Below are 20,504 nucleotides of genomic sequence, written 5' to 3'. Positions count from 1 at the left end.
CCATGGCCGATACCAACATCGAATGGACCCAGCGCCCCGGAACCATCGGAGCCGTCTGGAACCCCACCACCGGCTGCGACAAGATCAGCGACGGGTGCACGAACTGCTACGCGCTGACCATGGCCAAGAGACTCAAGGCAATGGGGCAGGCGAAGTACCAAAACGACGGGCACCCGGTCACCTCCGGCCCCGGATTCGCGCTCACCACCCACCCGGACGAGCTGAGCACGCCGCTGCGGTGGCGCAAGCCGCGCACCGTGTTCGTCAACTCCATGTCCGACCTGTTCCACGCCCGAGTGCCCCGCGAGTTCGTCGCCCGCGTCTTCGCGGTGATGGCCGCGACGCCGCAGCACACCTACCAGGTGCTCACCAAGCGGCCCGAGCGCATGGCCCGGATGCTCACCGACGAGTGCACCTGCGGTGCCGGGCACACCCCCGGCGTGCACCTCCGGTCCGACATGGCGTGGGCTGCCACGTCGCACAGTCCGATCTACGTGCCCGGCCTGCGATCCGACGCGCTGAGCGGGCTGTGGCGGGGCGGCTGGCCCCTTCCGAACGTCTGGTTGGGCACGTCGATCGAGTCCGACGGGCACGCCGGCCGCGCCGATGCCCTCGCGGCCACCCCGGCCGCTGTCCGGTTCATCTCCGCCGAGCCGCTGCTCGGGCCGCTCCCGTCGCTCGACCTGACCGGCATCGACTGGCTGATCGTTGGCGGTGAGTCCGGCCCCAGCTCCCGCCCCCTGGACCTCGGCTGGGTGCGTGAACTGGCCGCGAAGGCGCAGGACTCCGGTGCCGCCCTGTTCATCAAGCAGCTCGGTTCGGTGTGGGCGCGGGAGACGTCCGTCGGCGGTGAGCTGGTGGCCCGCACCGATCCGAAGGGCGGGCATTGGGAGAACTGGCCGTCGGATCTGCTGGTGCGTGACTACCCGACCGAGCGTGCGGCGGTGACCGCGTGACCGCCACGACGAGTCCGCCGAAGCGCATCCAGCGCAAGCGGGTCAAGAACTGGCGCAAGCCCGACAACACCGTCATCGTCGACCGGACCAGCCGGTGGGGGAACCCGTTCCGTGCTGACGACTGCATCGCCAACGGATTCGCCGACAACGAGGACGACGCCCGCAAGGTGTGCGTTGAGGCGTACGACGGGTGGCTCGACGGTGAACCCGAGTACGCCAGCGTCGAACCGGAGCGGCGGGCGCGAATCCTCACCGACCTGCACCTGCTCGCCGGCAAGGATCTGGCGTGCCCGTGCGCCCCGGGTAACGCCTGCCACGGAGACTCCCTGATCCGGCGGGCTGCCGGCCTCGCGGCGAAGGTGGTGACCGCGTGAGCCGCCATTCGTTCCGGAACGTCGCCAACCACCAGACCGCCGAACGGCCCCGCGACTGGCGCGACGCCGCCTACTGCCGCGACAAGGACCCGGAGTTGCATTTCCCGGTCGGCACCAGCGGCCCCGCCCTCATCCAAACCGAGCAGGCCAAGGCCAACTGCCGCCGCTGCCCCGTCAAGGACGAATGCCTCTCGTGGGCTCTCGACAGCGGGCAGGACCACGGCGTGTGGGGCGGCATGTCCGAGGACGAACGCCGCGCTGTGAAGCGCCGTGGCGGGCTTCGCGTACTGCGGGCCGACGCCGCATGACCGCCAGCATCACGGCCCGCCCCACCACCGGGGCGGGCCCCGACCCCCAGGACCACACCATGACCGTCACCGACACCGACCTGCGGCACCTGTTCGAACTCATCCGTAAACGCCGCATCGAAATCAACCCCGACTGGCGGTACGCCGACCGGCTCACCCGAACCGTCATCGACGACGCCGTCTACGAGGCCGAACGGCGGAAGTTCATCGAGCTGCACACCGACGGCAGCATCACCACCACCCGGACCGGCCGGCAGTGGCTCACCGGCGACACCAGTGACACCCCGGCCCCGTGTGCGGTCGTGTTCCAGCCACCGGCGGTGGCCTGATGCGCGCCCCCGACGACCTTCACCCCGACGACCACGCGCACCGTCTCGGCCTACGCGACCTGATCGTGGACGCCCGCCGGGTGGAAGGAATCAGCCAGGCACGCCTTGCCGCCCGCGCCGGCATCGCCCAGTCGGCCATCGCCTCGTTCGAAACCCGGGACACCCAACACCTCAACAAGTACCGGCTGATCGCCCACCACCTCGGCCTGCGCGTGCTTGCCTACCCCGACGGGCTGCCGGGCGGCCCATACGACGACCCGGATCTGCTGCTGTTCCGGCCCGCCTCCGACTTCGCGGCAGCGAACGCCTGGGATCAGAAGCAGTTGGTGGCATCGCTAGGTTCGGCCCGCCGGGCAGCCGGGTTGACGCAGGCACAGATGGCCGCGCGGTTGGGGTCGACGGAGAACGCGGTCGGTGAGTTCGAACGCACCCGCCACGGACTGATGGTTGCCACGGTCCAGCGTTACTGCCGTGTGCTCGGCGGGTTCCTGTGGCTGGGCGTGGAGACGGTGCCGCAGTTTGAGGCGGTGGCTGCCTGATGGGAACCAACTTCTACTGGCATGACCAGCCGTGCGGATCGTGCGGCCGGTTCGAGGTCATCCACGTCGGCAAGCGTTTCGCCGGCTGGTCGTTCGGATTCCGTGGCTACCGACACGCACTGATGAACCCCGCCCACCCGGAGTGGGGACACGACCCGCAGTCGCCGTTCGGGGTGCCCGTGCTGTCCCGCGACCATTGGCGGAAGGTGCTCACCGACCGGCCCGGCCGTCTGGTCGACGAGTACCGCGAACACATCGCCGACCCAATCGCATGGCTAGACCAGCTCATCGCACCCTCGGCCGAGCAGCAGCGCAAAGAGGATTCACCTGAGTGGCAGGGCCCGTTCGGTCGGCCGCTCGGGTCGGACCCGCGCGAGTGGCGTGACGGCGAGGGGTTCCGCTTCTACGACGGGGATTTCTCCTGATGCTGCTCTGCGACGAAGACATCGCCCGCGCCGAGGCGCAGCGCCGGATCATCATCGAACCCTTCGAACCGCGACTGCTCCAGCCGTCCAGCATCGACGTGCGCCTCGACCGGCACCTGCTCGTGTGGCCTGAGCAAGGCGGGTTCATCGACCCGGCCGTCGACAACCCAATGATCCCCGTGGACATGTTCACCATGGGCGGCACCTACCCGCTCCAGCCCGGCCAGATGGTGCTCGCATCCACCGTCGAACACGTCACCCTCGACGCGACGCTCGCCGCCCGGGTGGAAGGCCGCTCCAGCATGGGTCGCCTCGGCCTTGCAACCCATGTGACCGCTGGTTTCATCGATCCCGGCTTCTCCGGCCATATCACCTTGGAGCTGGTGAACCACGCCCCGCGCCCGTTCCTTCTGCACGTCGGGATGCGCATCGGGCAACTGTGCCTGTTCCAACTGTCTGGGCCTGCCCGCTGGCCGTACGGGTCGGCCGCGCTGTCGTCCCACTACCAGCAGCAGCCCCGTGGCCCTGTCGCGTCCCGCTCCCACCTCGGCTGGCGCACTTGGCCCACCACCACGGAGGTGACCCCGACATGACCATCGCCGACTACCTCGCCCTGCAACGTCTCGGCCGCAGGTTCGGTGTCCGCCCCTGGACCAACCAACCCGACCCGCCGGCCACTGTCCCCAACCGCGCCGACCGCCGCCGCGCCAACCGAGCCAGAGGAGCCCGCCGATGAAGTTGACCCTGGAGCGTGACGCGCTCGCCGAGGCTGCCGCAGCCGTCGCCAAGTCCCTGCCCGCCAAGGCTCACGTGCCGGTGCTGGCCGGGGCGAAGCTCACCGCCGCCGACAGCACCCTCACCGTGCAGGGCTTCGACTACGAGGTGTCGCAAGAGCTGCACGTGCGCGGCACCGTCACCGAACCGGGCAGCACCCTCGTGTCCGCCCGCCTGCTCGCCGAGATCACCAAGGCGTTGCCCAATAAGCCGGTCAGCCTGGCCACCACCGGTGCGCACCTGGAGTTGGTCTGCGGCAGCGCCCGGTTCACCCTGCCGACCATGCCGGTGGAGGACTACCCGGCCCTGCCGGAGATGCCGGAGAGCGCCGGGACCGTGGACGCGGCGGCGTTCGCCGCCGCCGTCGCCCAGGTGGCCATCGCCGCCGGCCGGGACGAAAGCCTGCCCATGATGACCGGCGTCCGCATGGAGCTGTCCGGGGCCACGATGGCGCTGCTGGCAACCGACCGGTACCGGCTCGCCGTGCGGGAGATGGAGTGGCAGCCCACCAAACCGGACGCCGCCATCAACGCCCTCATCCCCGCGCGCACCCTCCACGACACGGCCAAAGCACTCGGCCCGCTCGGCGGCCACGTCACCATCGCACTGGCGCAGCAGACTGCAGGGGAAGGCATGATCGGGTTCGCCCGGGACACCCGCCGCACCACCTCCCGGCTGCTCGACGGGGCCAACTACCCGCCCGTCCGATCCCTGTTCCCGGCGACGTTCGCCGCCAACGCCGTGGTGCCGGTCGCCGCCCTCATCGAGGTGGTCAAGCGGGTTGCTCTCGTCGCCGAACGCACGACCCCCGTACTGCTCAGCTTCAACGCCGACGGGCTGATCGTTGAGGCCGGCGGCACTGAGGAAGCCCGCGCATCTGAGGCCACGGACGCCACGTTCATCGGCGACCCGCTCACCATCGGCTTCAACCCTGCCTACCTGATCGACGGGCTCACCAACCTCGGCAGCACGCACGCCGAACTCCGCTTCGTGGACGCGTTCAAACCGGCCGTCATCCACCCCGCCGGCTCCGACGGCGAGGTCATCCCCGGCTACCGGTACCTCATCATGCCGATCAGGGTCAGCCGCTGATGGACACCCTCCAAGGCGACACCGAGCGGCGCACCAAGCGCCCCTGCATCAGCAAATGCGACCAGCATCCCCGCACCACCGCAGGCTGCCCCGAATGCCAACGCCGCAACCGACGCCGGCAAGCAGCCCGCCACAAAGCAACCATCCTCGGCACCCTCCCCACCCACTACATTCCCGCCGCCGGAACCGCCCGAAGACTCCAAGGGCTCACCGCACTCGGCTACGGGGCTGACATCCTCGCCGAACACCTTGGCGTCACCGACAGCACCATCACGAAATGGCGAACCCCACACACCGCAACCGTCACCCGGCACACCCACAATGCGGTGAAGCAGCTTGCCGGCCGCCTCGACGGAATCCCCGGCCCATCCTCCAGGGCACGCGCCTACGCCGAACGGCTCGGCTGGGTGCCGATGGCCGCATGGGACGACATTGACGCCCCAGACGCCCGACCTGTTGAAGGAAGCACCCCACAGCCGGTCAGGGAGCGACCCCCATCGCAACGGCACATGCGCTGGGCGGCAAGCGGTCTGCTGCCGGTGACGGCACTCACCGACACCGAGCAGGCGCTGATGTACACGGCGTGGTGTGAGCGCGAGCAGCAGCAGGGCCGCCGGGCCGGCATCAAACCGTTCGCCCGCGCCTTCCACCTGACCGCGTGGCATGCGCGGCAGATCGCCCGTCGAGCCGACCAGAACGACACCAACCACAACCGAAAGGTGGCCTGACATGAGCCTTCCCCCGATCTTCGGAACCGCCCGACTTCTCGACGACCCGGAGTTGAGATTCGCCCCATCCGGTGTTGCCGTGTGCCGGGTGCGGCTCGCCTTCAACAGCCGGAAGAAGAACGACGCCACCGGCCAGTGGGAGGACGCCGACACCTTGTTCGTGGACGGCACCGTCTTCAAGCAGGAAGCGGAGAACGTCGCCGAGTCCCTGACCCGGGGCACGGAGGTCGTCGTGTACGGCCGACTCAAGACGGAGCAGTACACGACCCGTGAGGGTGAGAAGCGGTCGGCAACGAAGCTGATGATCGACGGCATCGGTCCGTCGTTGAAGTTCGCCACGGCGAAGCCGCAGAAGCTGGCCCGGTCGAACGGTGGGCAGCCGGGCGGCGGGAATGACCCGTGGGCGTCTGGTGGCGCTGCGCCGACCCGCACCGGTGGCGGCAACTTCGACGAAGAGCCTCCGTTTTGATCTTGCCTGATCTCTGACCTGCGGATACGGGGCGCGGACCTGCCGTTTGGCGGGCCGCGCCCCACCCCTTTCCAACCCAGCCATAGACGGAGATCAGCAAATGAAGTTGGACGAGAACCCGCTGCTCCTCACCGCCCTCGAAGCCGCCGTGCCCCTTCACATCTTCAACCTTCACCAACTCCACCCCAGCACCAGCGAACGGCTCCGAACACGGTGGGCGGCCGACGGTGTCGACGAGATCTCCTACCGGGGTGACACCTTGCAGTACGGCAGCAAGAAACGCGGTGAGGCAGCGCAGGCGTTCAACGCCCTCGCCCGCGCGCTGGCTGCCGGGGCTTTCCAGCCGGGCGGGATCACGTTCTGCGGCATCCACTGGTGCGTCAACCACCAAGAGTGCATGGACGCCGACAGACAGGCCGCCGAAGCTCCGTCGCTACTCGACCGTGACCCCGACGCTGACCGGCCGTCCGGCCCCACCTATCAGGGTCGCCCCATCAAAGACGTGCATCTGCCGGAGGTGGCGTGATGCGCCTCGCCGACGACACCACCCTTGTTGAGTCGCTGCGCCTCGCCGTACCCCTCTACCTCGCCGACCTGCTTACCCGGCCCGCCGCTGACCGGGCCGCTGTTGCCCAACGGTGGCGTGCCACTGGTGCCAGCGCCGTCGGCGAACGCGGCGACCTGCTCCAGTTCGTCGACCTCGGACGCACCGAAGCCAAACGGCTCAAGGTCGCCAACACGTTCGAACAGTTAGCCCGGGGACTTGCCGCCCTCGTCGTGCTCCACCCGCCCGGCGTGGACTTTGCCGGCCTCCACTGGTGCTTGCGCCCCGACTGCGCACGCTGCCATCCGCCACGCCCCGAACCGACCCTCAGCCTCGCCGGCATCAACGCCCAGCTTGAGGCGTTGGACGCCGACTACCGGCGGCTCAACGGCCTACCGGCGTACACGCCGTCGCCCGCCCCCGAGCCCTCGCCCGCACCCCCGACCAAGCTGCCGCGCCCCCGCCGCCCCATCGTCACCGTGCACCTCCCGGAGGTCGCCTGATGTACGCAGCAGACCAAGAACTCGCCCACGGCTGGCGTCTCTCCCACATTGCCCGCCTCGCCCGCCAATCCGCCGGCACCAACCGCACCATGGCCGCCGACCAACGCGACCTGTACGACACCGCATGGTCCGCCATCGCCGAACACATCTACACCGCCGAACACTGGCCCAACGAACACGACCTACTCGCCGTCGGCCGGGCCGCCATCTGGGGCATCGTCAAATCCCACCGCACCACCTACGGCTACCGAAACCGGGAATGGGACGCCGGCCTCGCCTCCGCCCCACGCTTCTGCGCCTACTGGCTCGACCACCGGCAAACCACACCCAGCCCCGAAGAACCCATCATCGAACGCCACGCCCTGCCCCGGCTCCTCGAACAGCTCGGCGAACCATACCGGGCGGCTGTGGTCGCACTTGCTGCCCACCTTGGTAACGGGCATGTTCGCGCCCTGACCGCCCACGACTGCGCCCACTGCCACCAACCGTGGGCGGATCACACCGACCGGGATGCCGCCACCTGTTCCCTCGGACTGAACCGGCCCGCGTTCAACCGGCGACTTCAGGTGGCCCGCCGCATCTGCCTGCGACTGTGGCTGGAACACGAAACCCCACACCACGTGCAGATGCGGCACCCGGACAAGCGCAACGACGGTCGAACGTTCAAGCCGTGCGGCACCCCGGCGGCGGCCCGCCGGCACAGGACCCGGGGTGAGAAGCCATGCGACCTGTGTATGCCTGCTGAGCGTGAAGCCGACCGGGCGCGTAGGGCGAAGCGGCAGGCTGCGCTGGCGGTGGCGGCGTGACCCCCGGCTGCTGGACTCCCACCGGGTGGGGTGCCCAACACCAAGTCGTCACCACCGACGCTGTTTGGACGGTGCTCGCCTGCCACCAGCCCGGCCAGCGTGTGCCCACCGACCTCATCAACCCGGACGCCGCAGAACAACGGCGGTGCGCCCGCTGCCAGGTGGGGCCGCAACCTGCACCGGTGGTGGGGGTTCGCCGACAGTCTCCCGGTGGGGCGGTGGTGGTGTGCGAACCCACCTGGGATGGGCGGCAGCCGTGTTCCCCGACGGACCGGGTGTGGAGGGTGGTCGAATCGCCGACCGGTGACCCTGGGGTGGGGTGCTGGCTGGACGGCTGGGATGTGGCCGGGTGGCAGGTGGTGGCGTGATGGGGGGCGGCACGAAAGCCCGACACCACACGGGTGACGGGCTGAGCTGGGTTCGTCGAGAGTCAGGCCGGAGGGTCGACCGCGCCTTGATCCTTGGCTCTGCGCTCGTACAGCTCCATCAACCAGCCGTACGGGACAAGTGCGGCGCGAGGCTCATCCTTCTTCTCGTTCTTGATGATGGTCGGTTCGCCGTGGAAGAAGGCGGCGTCGATTCGCTGCCCGAGCGCCTTCCGCAGCTGCATGATCCCCATGATCTCAACGCCCTTCATGTCCATAAGGTAACTGGCGTACGTGCTGTACATAGCGTACGCTATCTTAGGCGAGGTCATCAACAGACCCGCATCCCTAACGCGAGGAGGCTTCGCGTGGACGACCTGATCCAGCAGCTCACCGCCGAACGATTCGGCCCCCGCCCTTCCCCGCCACCCACCCCGACGGCCGAGCCCGACAACGTGAAGACGTGGGCCCGCCGCCGACAAGTGCTCGAAGAGATACCCGGCGACGAATGGCCCGGCGAGGAGGCGGCATGACCGACATTCGCGCCATCGAGACCAGCTACGCGGGGTGCCTGTTCCGCTCCCGCACCGAGGCCCGATGGGCTGTCTTCTTCGACAACATCGGCCTGGCCTGGCAGCACGAGTCGCAGGGTTTCGAGGTCGGGAAGCCCGCAAAGCGATACCTGCCCGACTTCTACCTGCCGAAGCTTGGCCTGCACGTCGAGGTGAAGCCGGCCATGGCTGACGTAGCCGACCCCGACGGGGTTCTCCTGTGGGAGAACTTCGCCGGCATGGTCGCCACCAAGTGGGACCACGACAAGACGGCCATGTTCTGTGGCCCTCCACCCAACCCCGCGCAGGTCGACCGGAAGGGTCCACCAAGGGCCGGCACCTGGTACGAGGAAGGGATCGTCATCCTCGGCGACTGGCACTACGCCTGGTGTGTCTGCCCCGCCGGAGAGCACTTCGACATCCAGTTCGAGGCGCGTGGCGGCCGAATCCTCTGCGGCTGCCCGCGCATCACCGACGACCGGTACTTCACCGGCAACCACCCGCGCATCCTCGCCGCCTACCGTGCCGCCCGCTCGGCCCGCTTCGAGCACGGCGAGCACGGCCAGCAGCGCGCCGCCTAGCAGTGCAGACACCCGACATCCTCACGCACCACCCCATAGGAGCAGCCGTGGCACGAATCAGGTCCGTCAAGCCGGAGTATTGGGCAGACCAGGATCTCGCCGAGCAGGTTTCTCGGGATGCCCGCCTGCTGTACATCGGCCTGTGGAATCTGGCCGACGAGCACAGCCGCCTGCGTGGCGACCCCCGCTACATCAAGGGTCAACTGTTCCCCTACGACGACGACCTGACGCCGGACACGATCGCCGGGCTCATCAGCTCGCTGGCACTCGCGGGCAAGGTTGTGCAGTTCCGAACCCACGCCGGGACGTTCATCTACCTGCCGAAGCTGGCGAACCATCAGCGGTTGGAGCCGGACAAGGTGCCAACCAAACTGCCTGGACCTAACGACGAAGGGTCTGTGCTGCTCACGCCCAAGTCGGAGCCGGAAAACGATCTGTCTGCGCGCGGCACGGATGAGTTTGCGCGGCACCTCGACGAGTCGTCGCTTCTTTATGTAGCAGGGAGCATGGAGCATGTATCTCCCTCATCGGCTGCGCCGACGGAGACTGACCCTGACGGGCTGTTCGCCACGCCCAACCCCGTGCCCGCCGACCCCGAACCGGATCTGAGTCCGTCAACCGCACCCAAGAAGTCGTGGACCAGCGAGCAGGTCGACGCCGACCCGCACTGGGTGGCGTTCTGGGAGGCGTACCCCCGCAAGACCGACAAGGGGCATGCCCGCAAGGCGTGGTTGAAGGTGCTCCGCAGCGGTGTTGACCCCGAGATGCTGACCAGCGCCGCTCTGAACTTCCGCAACCACCCCAAGACGCCACGCGACATCAAGTACGTCCCCCACCCCACTACGTGGCTTAACGGGGAGCGCTTCAACGACTACCTCGAACTGGCTGACGCCGCCACCGCTGGCCCGCGCCCGTGGTGGGAGAACTGATGTCGGCCGACACCGTGGACGCCCTGTACGAGGTGGTTCTGCCGAAGCTGGACGGCATCAGGAAGTCCGGCGGAAACTACATGGCCCGCTGCCCCGCCCACGACGACGGCTCTGCCAGCCTGTCTGTCGGGGTTGGCAAAGAACACCCCGTCGTCTTCCACTGCCACGCCGGTTGCGCCCCTGAGGACATCCTCGCCAAGCTCGACCTTGGATGGGAAGACCTGTCCAAGCCGCGCGAGAGGACCGAGCGGGACAACTGGCAGGGTCGTCGGTCCGGTCCTCTCATGCAGCCCGGTGCCGCCCGCTGGGCCGCGACCTACGAATACGTGGATGAGACCGGCAAGTTGCTGTTCCAGGTGTGCCGGTCACCTGACAAGAAGTTCTTGCAGCGTCGACGGGATCCGACTGGCAAAGACGGCTGGTCGTGGAAGCTGGGCAACACCCGCCGCGTTCCGTATCGGCTGCCGCAGGTCATTGAGGCGGTAGCCGCCGGGAAGCTGGTGTTCATCTGCGAGGGTGAGAAGGACGTTCACACCCTTGAACAGCACGGCCTGGTGGCGACCTGCAATCCGGGTGGTGCGGGGAAGTGGAAGCCTGAGTTCAGCGAGTTCTTCCGTGATGCCGTAGTCATGATCATCGCGGACCGTGATGAACCCGGACAGGCCCATGCCCGGCAGGTGCGCGACAGCCTGATCGGTATCGCCGCAGAGATCGAAATCTGGGAGGCGAAAGAGGGCAAGGACGCCACCGACCACGTCAACAGCGGACACAGCCTCGCCGACATGGAAGTCACCTGGCGGTCAGCGCAACCCCCCAAGCCCGACCTGGCTCCGGACCTGTGGGAGTTCCTGGCTGTTGAGGACGAACCGTACAAGTGGCTGATCCCGGAGCTTCTGGAACGCGGCGACCGCGTGCTGTTCACCGGCTTTGAGGGTCTGGGAAAGAGCATGGTCGCCCGGCAGATGGCTGTGGCGATGGCCGCCGGTGTTCATCCGTTCCTGCACCACCGTCGCATCGACCCGGTGCGGGTGCTGGTCATCGACTGCGAGAACTCCGAGCGGCAGGGGCGACGCAAGTACCGGCAGATCGCCGAGGTGACGATCAAGCAGAACTGCCGGCCGGCTCCGGGCATGTTGCGGCTCATTCACAAGCCGGAAGGCATCGACCTGACTCGGGCTGACTCCGAGGAGTGGCTGATGGAGCGGGTGACCGCTCATAGGCCAGACATGCTCTTCGTTGGCCCGTTCTACCGGCTTCATAACGCGGACATCAAGGACGAGATGGCGGCCCGGAAGACCGTCGCCGTGCTCGACAAGGTTCGGACCGCCGCCGACTGTGCCCTGTTCATTGAGGCGCACGCCGGCCACGGGGAGGCAGGCAAGAGCAGGTCGGTGCGTCCGGTGGGGTCGAGTCTGCTGATGCGGTGGCCGGAGTTCGGTTTCGGTATCGCTCCGTCGAAGGATCCGAAGCCTGGTCAGCCGGTGATGGATGTGGAGATCCGGCATTGGCGTGGGATGCGGGATCAGCGGAACTGGCCCGGCTATCTGACGTGGGGTGATCCGGGTGACTGGCCGTGGAAGGTGGCGTTGGGTCCGTCTGCTGAGCCTGTGACGCCGGGAGTAATCAAACCGACTGGTCCTTCGAGGTGGTCTTGATGATGGTGTGTGAGGTGTGGTTGTCGGCTGACTTCCTGGCCCGCAACGGATGGCTGGTGACGGTCCGCCCGGATGGTCGGGTGACTGCGTCCCGGGATGGTGTGACGTGTCTGCTGCCGGGGGTGTGCGGGCATGACCTGGTGGACTGCCCGCCGCTGGTGCCGGCCCGACCGTTGGGGGTGGCAGCGTGACCGGCCGGGAGAACGACGGCACCCGCATGGTGGCTGCTCTGACCGCTGCCGGGTTCACGACTGCGGGCCAAGGGCGCGGCTACGTGCGCATGGGCTGGCCCGGCACGGAGTGGCCGCACGGGTCGCTGAGGGTGCCCACCGATGACACCGCCCCCGAGGAGTTCGCCGAACTGCTGGCGTTGGTGAAGACGCAACTGCTGGCGGCTGCCCGCCGTGGTGAGGCTGCCCGACTGGCCCTGGACCTGCACCAGATGGAGGTAACGCCGTGATGGAGGAACTGCCCCTGCCGTCCCTGTACAACAACGGCGCACAAGACCCCGACCAGTGGAAGCCGTCGAACGGCAACCGCCGCGAATCGCTCGGCTGCGCCCACCCCGAAGCTGGCGACCTCGTGGCATGGCGGTACGGGGCGTGGCTGGTCCACGAAATCCGCCCCTACCTCGACGTCGACATGACCGACAAGCAGCAGGCGAAACTCGACGCCTCCGTCGCCCGCCTGTCCGGCGAGCAACGGTCGATCGCCCTCATCCGAAACCGGCCCTTCCACATCGTGCTGCGGCACCAGGCCGGACCGGTGATCATCAAGCCGGGCGAGGAGAAAGGGTTCAAGCGGCTCCACGACGGGACCCGCGAGGTCAGCTTCACGTCATGGCCGGGCCGCTACAAGTGGCACCGGCTGCCCGACCCGTACCAGACGTGCTCGTGTCACGGGCATCCGTGGCCGTGCCAGGAACGGGACCGGCAGGTGCTCACCCAGCACCAGTTGCGGAAGATGGACCGGCTGATGGCGACCGCGCAGCCGGGGGTGTGCGCCAACTGCTTGGAGCCGATCAGCACCCGGCAGAAGGCGGTGACGTTCCCCGAGGAGTCGCGGCTGGTTCCGGGTGCGCCCGGTCCCACGTTTCATGCCGGGCGGGCCGAATGCTGGGGTGCGGCCGAGAAGTACGAGCGCGGCGGTCGGCTGTCCGACAACCCGGATGTTGCCCGTCTCGCCTCGTGCCCCGGCATCCGGTTCATCCACGAGCGGCACGGCATGCCCACCGAGCAGCGCATCGAGTGCACTGCTGGCCCGTTCTGCACTGGCCTGCATGGTCCCGCCGGCTATCGGCAGGACGCGCCGTGCTGGGACCGGGTGGACTTGGCTGGCAACGAGGGTGCCTACGCCCGACCCAGCTTCGACTGCGGCTACCGGGGTCGTGGGGGTGGCTGTCTCGGCGGTGACCTGTCGGGTGGCGGCACGTCCATCTCCCCGATCGCCGGTGACCTGCTGTGGGAGGAACGCAGGCGGCAGGGTGGTGGGGTGCTGTGACCGCCCCGCCGTGGGGCACCCACCCCGACCCCACCGACCCGCACCCCGACTGCGGACACGAATGGCACGGAGCCGACGGCGGTGCATGCCCCCGCTGCGGTTGGGACTCGCACCCCATCCCCGACACCGCCCCGTCCGGCCGGTTCATTGCCCCGTGGGACGCGCTCGACGACTGCGGGGTGTGCGTGATGGTTGCCGCCATTGGTGGCCCTGTGAGGGCCGCGCAGGTGGCGTGCCCCGTGCACGGTGACCCCGCCTTTGGGGTGTCCGACCGGCTGTCACCTGCCCCAAACCCTGACCAAACCCGACCCTGAGGAGACGCACATGACCGACACGACCACCCGGAAGCCGCCCGTCGGCGCGCGGGTCCGCATCACCGAAACCTACGCCGACGGCACCAGCATCACCGCCGAAGGACTGGTAGCCCACCACGAGCCGGGCGTCGACCACTTCGTGTACATCGGCAATCTTCGCCACACGATGCTGTGGCAGACCAACCCCCACGGGCGTCGCAACGGCACCGCCACCCGGGTTGAGGTGGTTCGCCTGTGCGACGTGTGCGGGCGGGACGCGACGACCTCTGACGGCATCGTCGGCGCGTACCTGTGCGACTACTACGCCTGCCTGACCACCGCCTACGACCGGGCGCATCGGGAAGGCCAGCAGACCACCGAGGAGACGCCGTGACCGACACCCCGTCCGTCCCGTGCTCGCACGCCATCTGCCTGCCCCTCAACGGGGACAGCTGCCTGCTCGACGGAGCTGAAACGATCATCGAGTATGACGTCGAATGGACCGACGACCGGTGCACGGACGGCCGAACCGTCGCCTCCATGGGCTACCGGTGGCCTGCCGGCAAAGCCGACATCAACCTAGCTACCGAACTGCGGGCCGCCGAGCGGTTCCATCGGCTGCCGATACGGATACGCCGCCGCGCGACCACCTGGTTTTCGGACGGGTCGCAACTGGTGGGGGCGTGGGCGGACGTGGAGGTGAAGCTGTGACCGGGCAGCCCAGCGCCGACGCTCAGACCGGAGACGACCGCACCACCGCCATGCTGGCCGCCCCCTGGACTGCCGTTCCCAACAACGAGATCGGCGGCTGGACCGTCTCGCACAACGGCATGGGTCCGCTCAACGGGGGTCCGATGCCCGCCGACATGGTGTGGTCCTGGGAGGTCGCCGAGCGGATCGCCGCCGACCACAACAACATCGCCGGCATGCGGGCGGCGCTCACCGCCGAGGCTGACGCCCTCGAACAGTCCGGCGGCATGGTGTCCGCGCACTGGGTGGCCGAGCATCTTCGGTTCATCGCCCAACACGCGTGCCGCTGGCCGCAACCTTGGCGGCGAGACGCCGGTTTCGAAGACGCCACAGGCCCGCTGAGCGCCACCACAGCGGCCGAACGTGGCGCGGCGGTATCCGCGTCCACCCCCAACCCCGCAGAAGCCACCACGACGGAACAACACGCCACCGAGGAGAACCGATGACCGCCCCCACCGACACCGCCCGCATCCTCCGCTACGAGGTGCCCGTCAACGACCGCTGGAACCTCACCCACCTGCCCGGCCCAATCGTTCACATCGCCTCCCGCAACCCGGGCACGGTCGAAGTGTGGGCGACCACCGACAGCTTCGGCCCCTACCACGCCGACCTGCGCGTCTACGGCACCGGCCAGCCCTACCCGGCCGCATCCGACATCCACCACCGGGGAAGCACCATCACCGCTGACGGGCGGCTCGTTTGGCATCTCATGCAGCGCGGACCCAACCAGCCGAGCCGATGACACTGCCGCTGCTGCCGGGCGCACCCGCACGCCGTTGCATCTGCTGCCACCACCCGATCCCCACGGGTCGGGTGTACGGGGCAGGGTACGGGGAGACGTGCGCCCGGCGGCTCGGCCTCATCCCGCCGGCCGCACCACACCCGCGCAACGACGGGCAGGAAGGGCCGGACCTGTTCGACGCCGCCGGAGTTTCCGCCGAGTTTTCGCCCGCCCTGCACAGTGAAGACGACGACGGAAACCGATCGGAATGCGGACGTGAATGATCGTGCGCCGCATGGCCTGAACAGGTAGAATGGCAACCGGAGGTGACGTGTGTCCAGTGCCCGCAAACAAGGCCGACGCTCCGTGCACTTCCTCGCCTCATGGGCCGCAGTCGACGCCATCGAACAGCGCGCCAGAGACGAAGGCATCGTCGATGAGGACGGCGAACCCAACCGGTCCGAGATGATCCGCATGCTGCTCGCATACGCCCTACGCAACTGGCAGAAAGGGTGGCGACCTTGACCGACGAACAGGCAGCCTGGCTCCACAAGCAGATCGACGACGACGAACGGTGGGCGCTCGCCTGCAACCGCCCATACGAGTACGCCGACGACGGTGCAACCCCGCCGACGGCAGGCGTCCACTGGCGGTGGGTGCACGGCCCGAACTGGGAAACCACCACCCCCAACCCGGTCGTCAACGAGTTCGTGGCGGAACCCGGCCAGCCGTGCAACCTCGCCACCGTCGAACAGTGGCCGTCGAAAGGCCGGCAGATGCCGCGCGTCTACTCCACCGAGATCGTGGAGATGGACTCGTCCGCCGCCGGTCACATCATTCGCCACGACCCGTACCGAGAACTGCGTGAGGTCGCATTCAAGCGGCGCATCCTCGCCATCCACCGCCGACGCGCCGACGTCAACGGGGAGATGGGCAGCATGTTCGACGACTGCTGCGACGGATGCGGCTACGAAGGCATCTGCGACGACCCGGTCGTGGAGCATGTCAAAGACTGCCCGGAGCGGCGTGCCCTCGCCGCCGTGTACGACAACCGTCCCGGCTATCACGAGTTGTGGGGGAAGCAGTGACCGACGACGGTTGGGAAGCCCGCATGGCCGCCCGCGCCCGCCAACGGGCCGAACGGCGGGAAGCGGCACGCCTCGCCGAAAAGGCCGCTGCCGATCCGCACCGAACCCACCACACCCACCTGATCGGCACCTCCACCGTGTGCAGCTGCGGCGAATACCAGGGGGTCACCTGTGTGGTCATCGACCCCGACGAGGATCTGAGCCAGCGGGCATGTGAACTCTGCGGCATGCGCGGCGTCGCCGGACCACTAAACCCGCATTACGGACATCACACGCACGCTCGGGCCGGAACCCTGACGTGCAGTTGCGGGGAGGCAATGGGTGTCATCTGCTCCGCCCCAACCCCCGACTACAACCCCGACGACGACTCCTGTGACCTGTGCGGCAAACCGGGCGTGGTCAGGATGCAGGATCGGAAGGCCACGCCATGACCGACCTTCGCTGCTGGCAGTGCGGCGTGAAGCCCACCGAAACCGCCGAACTCTGCACCCCCGAAGCGGCCGAACCGATCGCGGTACTCGCCACCGAATGGCCGCCCGGCGACCACCCGCACGCCGTCACCCCACCCACCCCCGACCAACTGACCGCAGCCGGGCACACCACCTACCGACGGATCATGGAGGCGTCATGACCACCTGCACCCGCTGCGAGAGACGCATTCACACGGACCTGTGGGGTCGCTGGGTCGACCCGCAACTCTGGGCCACCTGCGGCGGCGACCGCCCACACAAGCCGGCAACCCGGCCCTGACACGACGACGACGACGGCCCGCCCTCCCCAGGTCGGACCGCCGCCACCACGCACCCTACCCAGCACAACCGAACGGAGCCGCGATGACCATCCTCGACCTCATCGACAACACCATCGGCTTCCGGCCATTGGTCAACGCTCGCAACGCAACCATCCTCGCGCAGTCTGGGCTTACGGAAGGAGTGGATTTCCTGACCTACCCCGACGCGCTGGAGCAGGACGAACCGCTGGCTGATTCGATGTTGAGGGCAATCGAGGCAAAGAAGCGCCGTAACGCCGGTCCGCCGCCGCCGAGGTTGGACGGCCGACGGCGCAGATAAACAACGGCGGCCCGGACTGCCATCCGAACCGCCGCCCACCAGCCACCCCCACACGCCCCGTGGAGTCCCCGACAGCGTACCCGCGCCAAGATCGGAGACCCCCACCATGCACCACACCACCGACACCGGACGGCTTTGCGTCTCCGACACCCGCTGCCGCGCATACAACCGGCTGGCCAAACCGCCGGCCGCCGCCCCCGTCACCACCTGTCCCCTCTGCGAAGAGTGCTTGGCCGCCGCCGAACGCGACGTGCGCAGCCTCATCTACGACTTCGTCGACCTGGAACAGCTACAGGCCCCGACCCTGTCGCAGGCCCTCAACATGCAGCCGGCCGGCAAAGCCGCACCCCCCATGCCGCTCAACGGCCACGCCGAAGCGTTGCAAGCTGAGATCGCGCACGTCGCCGTCACGTGGGAAGACGTCATCCGCGACCACGCGCGGCTCAGCCCCCGCGACACGTCACCCCGCAGGCCCGGCCGGCAACTCGACGATGCCATCCGCATCCTGCTGCCCCGCCTGCGCCAGTTGGCCGGCATCGAAGCCGCCGACGTCTACCCCACCGGCTGCGAAGACACCCCCGCCACCCTCGCCGGATGGGAAGCCATCCACCACATGCAACACCTCCACCAACGCGCCCGGGGCATGCTCGGCCGCACCCACCGCACCACCCAACTCCCCGGCACCTGCTCCGGCTGCGGCCTCAACGAACTCCGCCGCGACGACCCCCGCCACCCCGACGACCCCTGCGACGTGTGGTGCGCCGCATGCCACACCACCTGGCCCCACACCGACTACCAGCAATACGTCACCCAACTCGTGTGGCCCACCCGCGCCGGAGCCGCAGCATGAACCCCGACTACGACAAACAAACCAACCCCCGCTGGCCAAACTGGACCGACGGGCCCACCGACCGATCCCGGGCCGTCGCCCGCATGTACCGGGCACTCCTCCACACTGCCCGCCCCGACCTCTGCGACCAAGCCGACACCACCGCCCGACAGTTCGGCGAAACATGGATGCTCGAACAGGCAGACACCATCAACCCCGACCAAGAACTCACCGCCGCCGAAGCCGCCGCCCTCATCAACGTCCCCCCCAACACCCTCCACAAATGGGCGGCCATGAACCACCCCGACCACCCCGACCAGCCCCTCCTACCCCGCTTCGGGAAACGCGGCAGGGAACGCACCTTCATCGCCGGCAAAGTCCTCGAAGCAGCTGTCGCCGTACAACGGGCACGACACACCTGAGCCCGGATCTTGCGCCGATTCGTGCTTCGTGCATAATTCCAGCCAGGACCACTGTCTCCGCAGCCCGCCAGAGCCCCGCTCTCGGCGGGCTTTCGGCATTCCCGGGACAGTCGCCCCCGGCCCGCCCACGTCGGGAGACCCCCATGGCAGCCCCCGAACGCCTCACCCTCTGGGACTGGGTGCGCTCCAACCTGCGAGACGACACCCTCTACCAACAGCACGAACGAATGGAGAGCCAGATGGCCACCGCCGCCGAACAGCTCAACGACCTCAAGACCGCGTTCACCGACTTCACCGCCGACGTGGACGCCAAGCTCGACCAGCTTCTCGCCGCGCAGAAGAACCTCGACCCGGACGCCCAGGCCGTGTTCGACGACCTCAAGGCTGCCGTCGCCAGCGCCGACGACCGGATCGGCGACGCCGACGGCTCCGACACCCCCACCGAGCCCACCGACCCGAGCACCGACACCTTCCGCTGACCTGCCTCCTCCGGTGAGGGCGGCTGCCCGGCCACACCCACGGGTCGGCCGGGCAGCCCCCGCCCTCACTTCACCGTCTTCACCACCACCCCCACACCGGTCAGGGTGAACGGATCGCGGATACCGTCCGCCGACGGCAGCGACACCACCACCGTCAAATCCGATACCGACCCGGCCGGCACCAACGCCGACTCCACAAACGTGGCCCTCCCATCCACCGGAATGCGGGTGCCACCATCCCGCGACAAGCCCTTCCGTCGACCCTCCGCCGGATCAGGGTAGGAATACCCGGTCACCGGGGACGCCTCCTCGCGGTTCGGGCCGTACAGCAGATCCATCTCCCGCGACATCGGCTCCACCGGCAACACCGCCGAGGTTCCGTTCGACACCTCCAACGTCATGCGGACGATCACCAGCGACTTCGGCACATCCACACCCCACGACGACGGCACCCGCTCCACCGTCCTCAACCGCGCCGACAGGCCGTCCGGCCAGCGGGCACCCGCCGATACCGGACCCTCCAACGCGGCAGGCGACGACGGCGGCTCAACGGCATCCCCCGAAGAACCAGCAGGCGGCGCAGACGACGGCGGTGCCGCAGGCTCCGACCCCGACGAACACGCGGCCAGCCCAGCCAGCACAACAACGACAGCAACTGTGGCGGTAAGTAAACGCATCCGCACAGACTGCCCAGCCGCCCCGGACCGCGCATCCCCGGAGCGGGCCAAGCAACTGTCGCCAACCCGTCACCCGTGATCAAGAAGGATGTGTGAACGTGCCCGCATCCCGCGCCAAACGAGCCGACGTCGCCAAACGCCGTGCCGAAGCCGTCGCCATGCGCATGGCCGGAGCCAGCTACCAAGACATCGCCGACAAGCTTGACTACAACTCGCGTGGTGCCGCATGCCAAGACGTCACCCGGGCACTTGAGGCGAACATCGCCGAACAGAACCGGGCCGTCGAGGTGTACCGCGAGGAAGAGTTGCAAAGACTCGACCTGCTCATGGCCGAAGCGTGGCGGGTGCTCCGCCGGCAGCACGTCACCGTCTCACACGGTCGGATCATCCGCGACGAGGAAACCGATCAGCCGCTGCTCGACGACGGGCCGGTGTTGGCGGCGATCGACCGGGTGTTGAAGATTCAGGAGCGGCGTGCCAAGTTCCTCGGGCTCGACGCACCGACTCGGGTGGAGGCAATCACCACCGACGCGCTGGATGCGGAGATCGCCAAGCTGTCCGCCGAGCTGGATGCCGAAGCGGACAGCCCGGTGCCCGTCGAGTAGAACCTGCGGGGGTGCCGGTGACGATCACGGCGAACCCGCCCAGCCTGAAACAACTCAAACTGGATCGGCTGCGGACCCTGCGGGCGTTGCGGGCCGAGAAGGAGCACCGGCAGCACGCCGAGGCCCGGCGGAAGATCACCCG

At 68.4% G+C, this 20,504-nt stretch carries 35 protein-coding genes; 33 read left to right on the top strand and 2 right to left on the bottom strand.

Features of this window, described 5'->3' with window-relative positions:
- Positions 1–2 precede the first annotated feature (2 nt).
- The 13 genes from OHQ87_RS03530 to OHQ87_RS03470 all read left to right on the top strand — a co-directional run bounded on the left by OHQ87_RS03530 (position 3) and on the right by OHQ87_RS03470 (position 7,847).
- Positions 3–956, top strand: coding sequence for a DUF5131 family protein (locus OHQ87_RS03530; RefSeq protein ID WP_328344881.1), 954 nt, complete (start codon positions 3–5; stop codon positions 954–956).
- A complete protein-coding gene (locus OHQ87_RS03525) occupies positions 953–1,330 on the top strand; it encodes a DUF4326 domain-containing protein (protein WP_328344879.1) in 378 nt (125 codons plus the stop codon). Before OHQ87_RS03530 ends, OHQ87_RS03525 begins: the two co-directional genes overlap by 4 nt.
- Positions 1,327–1,638 (top strand): WhiB family transcriptional regulator, encoded by a 312-nt coding sequence (locus tag OHQ87_RS03520; protein WP_328344877.1) that lies wholly within the window; start codon positions 1,327–1,329, stop codon positions 1,636–1,638. Before OHQ87_RS03525 ends, OHQ87_RS03520 begins: the two co-directional genes overlap by 4 nt.
- Positions 1,635–1,967 (top strand): hypothetical protein, encoded by a 333-nt coding sequence (locus OHQ87_RS03515; RefSeq protein ID WP_328344875.1) that lies wholly within the window; start codon positions 1,635–1,637, stop codon positions 1,965–1,967. The genes OHQ87_RS03520 and OHQ87_RS03515 overlap by 4 nt, the downstream gene beginning before the upstream one ends.
- Positions 1,967–2,506 (top strand): helix-turn-helix transcriptional regulator, encoded by a 540-nt coding sequence (locus OHQ87_RS03510; protein WP_328344873.1) that lies wholly within the window; start codon positions 1,967–1,969, stop codon positions 2,504–2,506. Before OHQ87_RS03515 ends, OHQ87_RS03510 begins: the two co-directional genes overlap by 1 nt.
- The gene (locus OHQ87_RS03505; RefSeq protein WP_328344871.1) at positions 2,506–2,931 is read left to right on the top strand and encodes a hypothetical protein; all 426 of its coding nucleotides are present in this window, start codon (positions 2,506–2,508) and stop codon (positions 2,929–2,931) included. Before OHQ87_RS03510 ends, OHQ87_RS03505 begins: the two co-directional genes overlap by 1 nt.
- On the top strand, positions 2,931–3,524 hold the full coding sequence (dcd, locus tag OHQ87_RS03500; protein ID WP_328344870.1) for a dCTP deaminase: 594 nt from the start codon (positions 2,931–2,933) through the stop codon (positions 3,522–3,524). Before OHQ87_RS03505 ends, dcd begins: the two co-directional genes overlap by 1 nt.
- Positions 3,525–3,663: 139 nt before the next feature.
- Complete coding sequence (gene dnaN / locus OHQ87_RS03495) at positions 3,664–4,797, top strand: DNA polymerase III subunit beta (RefSeq protein WP_328344869.1); 1,134 nt, start codon at positions 3,664–3,666, stop codon at positions 4,795–4,797.
- Positions 4,797–5,525, top strand: coding sequence for a hypothetical protein (locus OHQ87_RS03490; RefSeq protein ID WP_328344867.1), 729 nt, complete (start codon positions 4,797–4,799; stop codon positions 5,523–5,525). Before dnaN ends, OHQ87_RS03490 begins: the two co-directional genes overlap by 1 nt.
- A gap of 1 nt (position 5,526) precedes the next feature.
- Positions 5,527–5,994 carry a single-stranded DNA-binding protein gene (ssb, locus tag OHQ87_RS03485; protein ID WP_328344865.1) on the top strand — a complete coding sequence of 156 codons (468 nt, stop codon included), beginning with the start codon at positions 5,527–5,529 and terminating at the stop codon, positions 5,992–5,994.
- A 100-nt stretch (positions 5,995–6,094) separates the two neighbouring features.
- Positions 6,095–6,520 (top strand): hypothetical protein, encoded by a 426-nt coding sequence (locus OHQ87_RS03480; protein ID WP_328344863.1) that lies wholly within the window; start codon positions 6,095–6,097, stop codon positions 6,518–6,520.
- On the top strand, positions 6,517–7,041 hold the full coding sequence (locus tag OHQ87_RS03475; RefSeq protein WP_328344861.1) for a hypothetical protein: 525 nt from the start codon (positions 6,517–6,519) through the stop codon (positions 7,039–7,041). Before OHQ87_RS03480 ends, OHQ87_RS03475 begins: the two co-directional genes overlap by 4 nt.
- On the top strand, positions 7,041–7,847 hold the full coding sequence (locus tag OHQ87_RS03470; RefSeq protein WP_328344860.1) for a hypothetical protein: 807 nt from the start codon (positions 7,041–7,043) through the stop codon (positions 7,845–7,847). Before OHQ87_RS03475 ends, OHQ87_RS03470 begins: the two co-directional genes overlap by 1 nt.
- A 430-nt stretch (positions 7,848–8,277) precedes the next feature.
- On the opposite strand, the gene OHQ87_RS03465 is transcribed toward OHQ87_RS03470, so the two are convergent.
- Complete coding sequence (locus tag OHQ87_RS03465; RefSeq protein ID WP_328344859.1) at positions 8,278–8,484, bottom strand: hypothetical protein; 207 nt, start codon at positions 8,482–8,484, stop codon at positions 8,278–8,280.
- A gap of 96 nt (positions 8,485–8,580) precedes the next feature.
- Between OHQ87_RS03465 and OHQ87_RS03460 the strand changes: the two genes are divergently transcribed.
- The 19 genes from OHQ87_RS03460 (at position 8,581) to OHQ87_RS03370 (ending at position 19,080) form a co-directional block, all read left to right on the top strand.
- Positions 8,581–8,745 carry a hypothetical protein gene (locus tag OHQ87_RS03460; protein WP_328344857.1) on the top strand — a complete coding sequence of 55 codons (165 nt, stop codon included), beginning with the start codon at positions 8,581–8,583 and terminating at the stop codon, positions 8,743–8,745.
- Positions 8,742–9,344: a hypothetical protein gene (locus OHQ87_RS03455; protein ID WP_328344855.1), complete on the top strand. Its 603-nt coding sequence runs from the start codon at positions 8,742–8,744 to the stop codon at positions 9,342–9,344. The genes OHQ87_RS03460 and OHQ87_RS03455 overlap by 4 nt, the downstream gene beginning before the upstream one ends.
- Before the next feature lie 47 nt (positions 9,345–9,391).
- A complete protein-coding gene (locus tag OHQ87_RS03450; RefSeq protein WP_328344853.1) occupies positions 9,392–10,273 on the top strand; it encodes a hypothetical protein in 882 nt (293 codons plus the stop codon).
- Complete coding sequence (locus OHQ87_RS03445) at positions 10,273–11,928, top strand: AAA family ATPase (protein WP_328344851.1); 1,656 nt, start codon at positions 10,273–10,275, stop codon at positions 11,926–11,928. Before OHQ87_RS03450 ends, OHQ87_RS03445 begins: the two co-directional genes overlap by 1 nt.
- Entirely contained in the window at positions 11,928–12,119 is a 192-nt protein-coding gene (locus tag OHQ87_RS03440) for a hypothetical protein (protein WP_328344850.1), read from the top strand. The genes OHQ87_RS03445 and OHQ87_RS03440 overlap by 1 nt, the downstream gene beginning before the upstream one ends.
- Positions 12,116–12,388 carry a hypothetical protein gene (locus OHQ87_RS03435; protein WP_328344849.1) on the top strand — a complete coding sequence of 91 codons (273 nt, stop codon included), beginning with the start codon at positions 12,116–12,118 and terminating at the stop codon, positions 12,386–12,388. Before OHQ87_RS03440 ends, OHQ87_RS03435 begins: the two co-directional genes overlap by 4 nt.
- Entirely contained in the window at positions 12,388–13,428 is a 1,041-nt protein-coding gene (locus OHQ87_RS03430; protein ID WP_328344848.1) for a hypothetical protein, read from the top strand. The genes OHQ87_RS03435 and OHQ87_RS03430 overlap by 1 nt, the downstream gene beginning before the upstream one ends.
- Before the next feature lie 324 nt (positions 13,429–13,752).
- On the top strand, positions 13,753–14,115 hold the full coding sequence (locus tag OHQ87_RS03425) for a hypothetical protein (RefSeq protein WP_328344846.1): 363 nt from the start codon (positions 13,753–13,755) through the stop codon (positions 14,113–14,115).
- On the top strand, positions 14,112–14,432 hold the full coding sequence (locus tag OHQ87_RS03420; RefSeq protein WP_328344844.1) for a hypothetical protein: 321 nt from the start codon (positions 14,112–14,114) through the stop codon (positions 14,430–14,432). The genes OHQ87_RS03425 and OHQ87_RS03420 overlap by 4 nt, the downstream gene beginning before the upstream one ends.
- A complete protein-coding gene (locus OHQ87_RS03415; protein WP_328344842.1) occupies positions 14,429–14,917 on the top strand; it encodes a hypothetical protein in 489 nt (162 codons plus the stop codon). The genes OHQ87_RS03420 and OHQ87_RS03415 overlap by 4 nt, the downstream gene beginning before the upstream one ends.
- On the top strand, positions 14,914–15,213 hold the full coding sequence (locus OHQ87_RS03410; protein ID WP_328344840.1) for a DUF7352 domain-containing protein: 300 nt from the start codon (positions 14,914–14,916) through the stop codon (positions 15,211–15,213). Before OHQ87_RS03415 ends, OHQ87_RS03410 begins: the two co-directional genes overlap by 4 nt.
- A gap of 312 nt (positions 15,214–15,525) precedes the next feature.
- Complete coding sequence (locus OHQ87_RS03405; protein WP_328344839.1) at positions 15,526–15,717, top strand: hypothetical protein; 192 nt, start codon at positions 15,526–15,528, stop codon at positions 15,715–15,717.
- Positions 15,714–16,280, top strand: coding sequence for a DUF6221 family protein (locus OHQ87_RS03400; RefSeq protein ID WP_328344838.1), 567 nt, complete (start codon positions 15,714–15,716; stop codon positions 16,278–16,280). Before OHQ87_RS03405 ends, OHQ87_RS03400 begins: the two co-directional genes overlap by 4 nt.
- The gene (locus OHQ87_RS03395; protein WP_328344836.1) at positions 16,277–16,711 is read left to right on the top strand and encodes a hypothetical protein; all 435 of its coding nucleotides are present in this window, start codon (positions 16,277–16,279) and stop codon (positions 16,709–16,711) included. Before OHQ87_RS03400 ends, OHQ87_RS03395 begins: the two co-directional genes overlap by 4 nt.
- The gene (locus OHQ87_RS03390; protein ID WP_328344834.1) at positions 16,708–16,911 is read left to right on the top strand and encodes a hypothetical protein; all 204 of its coding nucleotides are present in this window, start codon (positions 16,708–16,710) and stop codon (positions 16,909–16,911) included. The genes OHQ87_RS03395 and OHQ87_RS03390 overlap by 4 nt, the downstream gene beginning before the upstream one ends.
- Before the next feature lie 202 nt (positions 16,912–17,113).
- Complete coding sequence (locus tag OHQ87_RS03385; protein WP_328344832.1) at positions 17,114–17,350, top strand: hypothetical protein; 237 nt, start codon at positions 17,114–17,116, stop codon at positions 17,348–17,350.
- A 106-nt stretch (positions 17,351–17,456) separates the two neighbouring features.
- Positions 17,457–18,200 (top strand): hypothetical protein, encoded by a 744-nt coding sequence (locus OHQ87_RS03380; RefSeq protein ID WP_328344830.1) that lies wholly within the window; start codon positions 17,457–17,459, stop codon positions 18,198–18,200.
- Positions 18,197–18,601: a hypothetical protein gene (locus tag OHQ87_RS03375; RefSeq protein ID WP_328344828.1), complete on the top strand. Its 405-nt coding sequence runs from the start codon at positions 18,197–18,199 to the stop codon at positions 18,599–18,601. Before OHQ87_RS03380 ends, OHQ87_RS03375 begins: the two co-directional genes overlap by 4 nt.
- Before the next feature lie 143 nt (positions 18,602–18,744).
- Positions 18,745–19,080, top strand: a complete 336-nt coding sequence (locus OHQ87_RS03370) for a hypothetical protein (protein WP_328344826.1) — start codon at positions 18,745–18,747, stop codon at positions 19,078–19,080.
- A gap of 65 nt (positions 19,081–19,145) precedes the next feature.
- Here the strand turns inward: OHQ87_RS03370 and OHQ87_RS03365 are convergent, their stop codons facing one another.
- Positions 19,146–19,541: a hypothetical protein gene (locus OHQ87_RS03365; protein ID WP_328344824.1), complete on the bottom strand. Its 396-nt coding sequence runs from the start codon at positions 19,539–19,541 to the stop codon at positions 19,146–19,148.
- A gap of 308 nt (positions 19,542–19,849) precedes the next feature.
- Between OHQ87_RS03365 and OHQ87_RS03360 the strand changes: the two genes are divergently transcribed.
- A complete protein-coding gene (locus OHQ87_RS03360) occupies positions 19,850–20,362 on the top strand; it encodes a hypothetical protein (protein WP_328344822.1) in 513 nt (170 codons plus the stop codon).
- The last annotated feature ends 142 nt before the right edge of the window (positions 20,363–20,504 follow it).

It is taken from the genome of Micromonospora sp. NBC_00421 (assembly GCF_036017915.1).
Classification (GTDB): Bacteria; Actinomycetota; Actinomycetes; order Mycobacteriales; family Micromonosporaceae; genus Micromonospora.
The sequence above is the reverse complement of the archived record's forward strand: the minus strand, read 5'-3'. Positions and strand labels throughout refer to the sequence as shown.

Coding starts and splice junctions, on each gene's coding strand:
- OHQ87_RS03530 (WP_328344881.1), top strand. CDS start 3: ATGGCCGATACCAACATCGAATGGACCCAGCGCCCCGGAACCATCGGA.
- OHQ87_RS03515 (WP_328344875.1), top strand. CDS start 1,635: ATGACCGCCAGCATCACGGCCCGCCCCACCACCGGGGCGGGCCCCGAC.
- OHQ87_RS03510 (WP_328344873.1), top strand. CDS start 1,967: ATGCGCGCCCCCGACGACCTTCACCCCGACGACCACGCGCACCGTCTC.
- OHQ87_RS03505 (WP_328344871.1), top strand. CDS start 2,506: ATGGGAACCAACTTCTACTGGCATGACCAGCCGTGCGGATCGTGCGGC.
- dcd (WP_328344870.1), top strand. CDS start 2,931: ATGCTGCTCTGCGACGAAGACATCGCCCGCGCCGAGGCGCAGCGCCGG.
- dnaN (WP_328344869.1), top strand. CDS start 3,664: ATGAAGTTGACCCTGGAGCGTGACGCGCTCGCCGAGGCTGCCGCAGCC.
- OHQ87_RS03490 (WP_328344867.1), top strand. CDS start 4,797: ATGGACACCCTCCAAGGCGACACCGAGCGGCGCACCAAGCGCCCCTGC.
- ssb (WP_328344865.1), top strand. CDS start 5,527: ATGAGCCTTCCCCCGATCTTCGGAACCGCCCGACTTCTCGACGACCCG.
- OHQ87_RS03480 (WP_328344863.1), top strand. CDS start 6,095: ATGAAGTTGGACGAGAACCCGCTGCTCCTCACCGCCCTCGAAGCCGCC.
- OHQ87_RS03470 (WP_328344860.1), top strand. CDS start 7,041: ATGTACGCAGCAGACCAAGAACTCGCCCACGGCTGGCGTCTCTCCCAC.
- OHQ87_RS03465 (WP_328344859.1), bottom strand. CDS start 8,484: ATGAAGGGCGTTGAGATCATGGGGATCATGCAGCTGCGGAAGGCGCTC.
- OHQ87_RS03455 (WP_328344855.1), top strand. CDS start 8,742: ATGACCGACATTCGCGCCATCGAGACCAGCTACGCGGGGTGCCTGTTC.
- OHQ87_RS03445 (WP_328344851.1), top strand. CDS start 10,273: ATGTCGGCCGACACCGTGGACGCCCTGTACGAGGTGGTTCTGCCGAAG.
- OHQ87_RS03440 (WP_328344850.1), top strand. CDS start 11,928: ATGATGGTGTGTGAGGTGTGGTTGTCGGCTGACTTCCTGGCCCGCAAC.
- OHQ87_RS03430 (WP_328344848.1), top strand. CDS start 12,388: ATGGAGGAACTGCCCCTGCCGTCCCTGTACAACAACGGCGCACAAGAC.
- OHQ87_RS03425 (WP_328344846.1), top strand. CDS start 13,753: ATGACCGACACGACCACCCGGAAGCCGCCCGTCGGCGCGCGGGTCCGC.
- OHQ87_RS03410 (WP_328344840.1), top strand. CDS start 14,914: ATGACCGCCCCCACCGACACCGCCCGCATCCTCCGCTACGAGGTGCCC.
- OHQ87_RS03390 (WP_328344834.1), top strand. CDS start 16,708: ATGACCGACCTTCGCTGCTGGCAGTGCGGCGTGAAGCCCACCGAAACC.
- OHQ87_RS03385 (WP_328344832.1), top strand. CDS start 17,114: ATGACCATCCTCGACCTCATCGACAACACCATCGGCTTCCGGCCATTG.
- OHQ87_RS03380 (WP_328344830.1), top strand. CDS start 17,457: ATGCACCACACCACCGACACCGGACGGCTTTGCGTCTCCGACACCCGC.
- OHQ87_RS03375 (WP_328344828.1), top strand. CDS start 18,197: ATGAACCCCGACTACGACAAACAAACCAACCCCCGCTGGCCAAACTGG.
- OHQ87_RS03370 (WP_328344826.1), top strand. CDS start 18,745: ATGGCAGCCCCCGAACGCCTCACCCTCTGGGACTGGGTGCGCTCCAAC.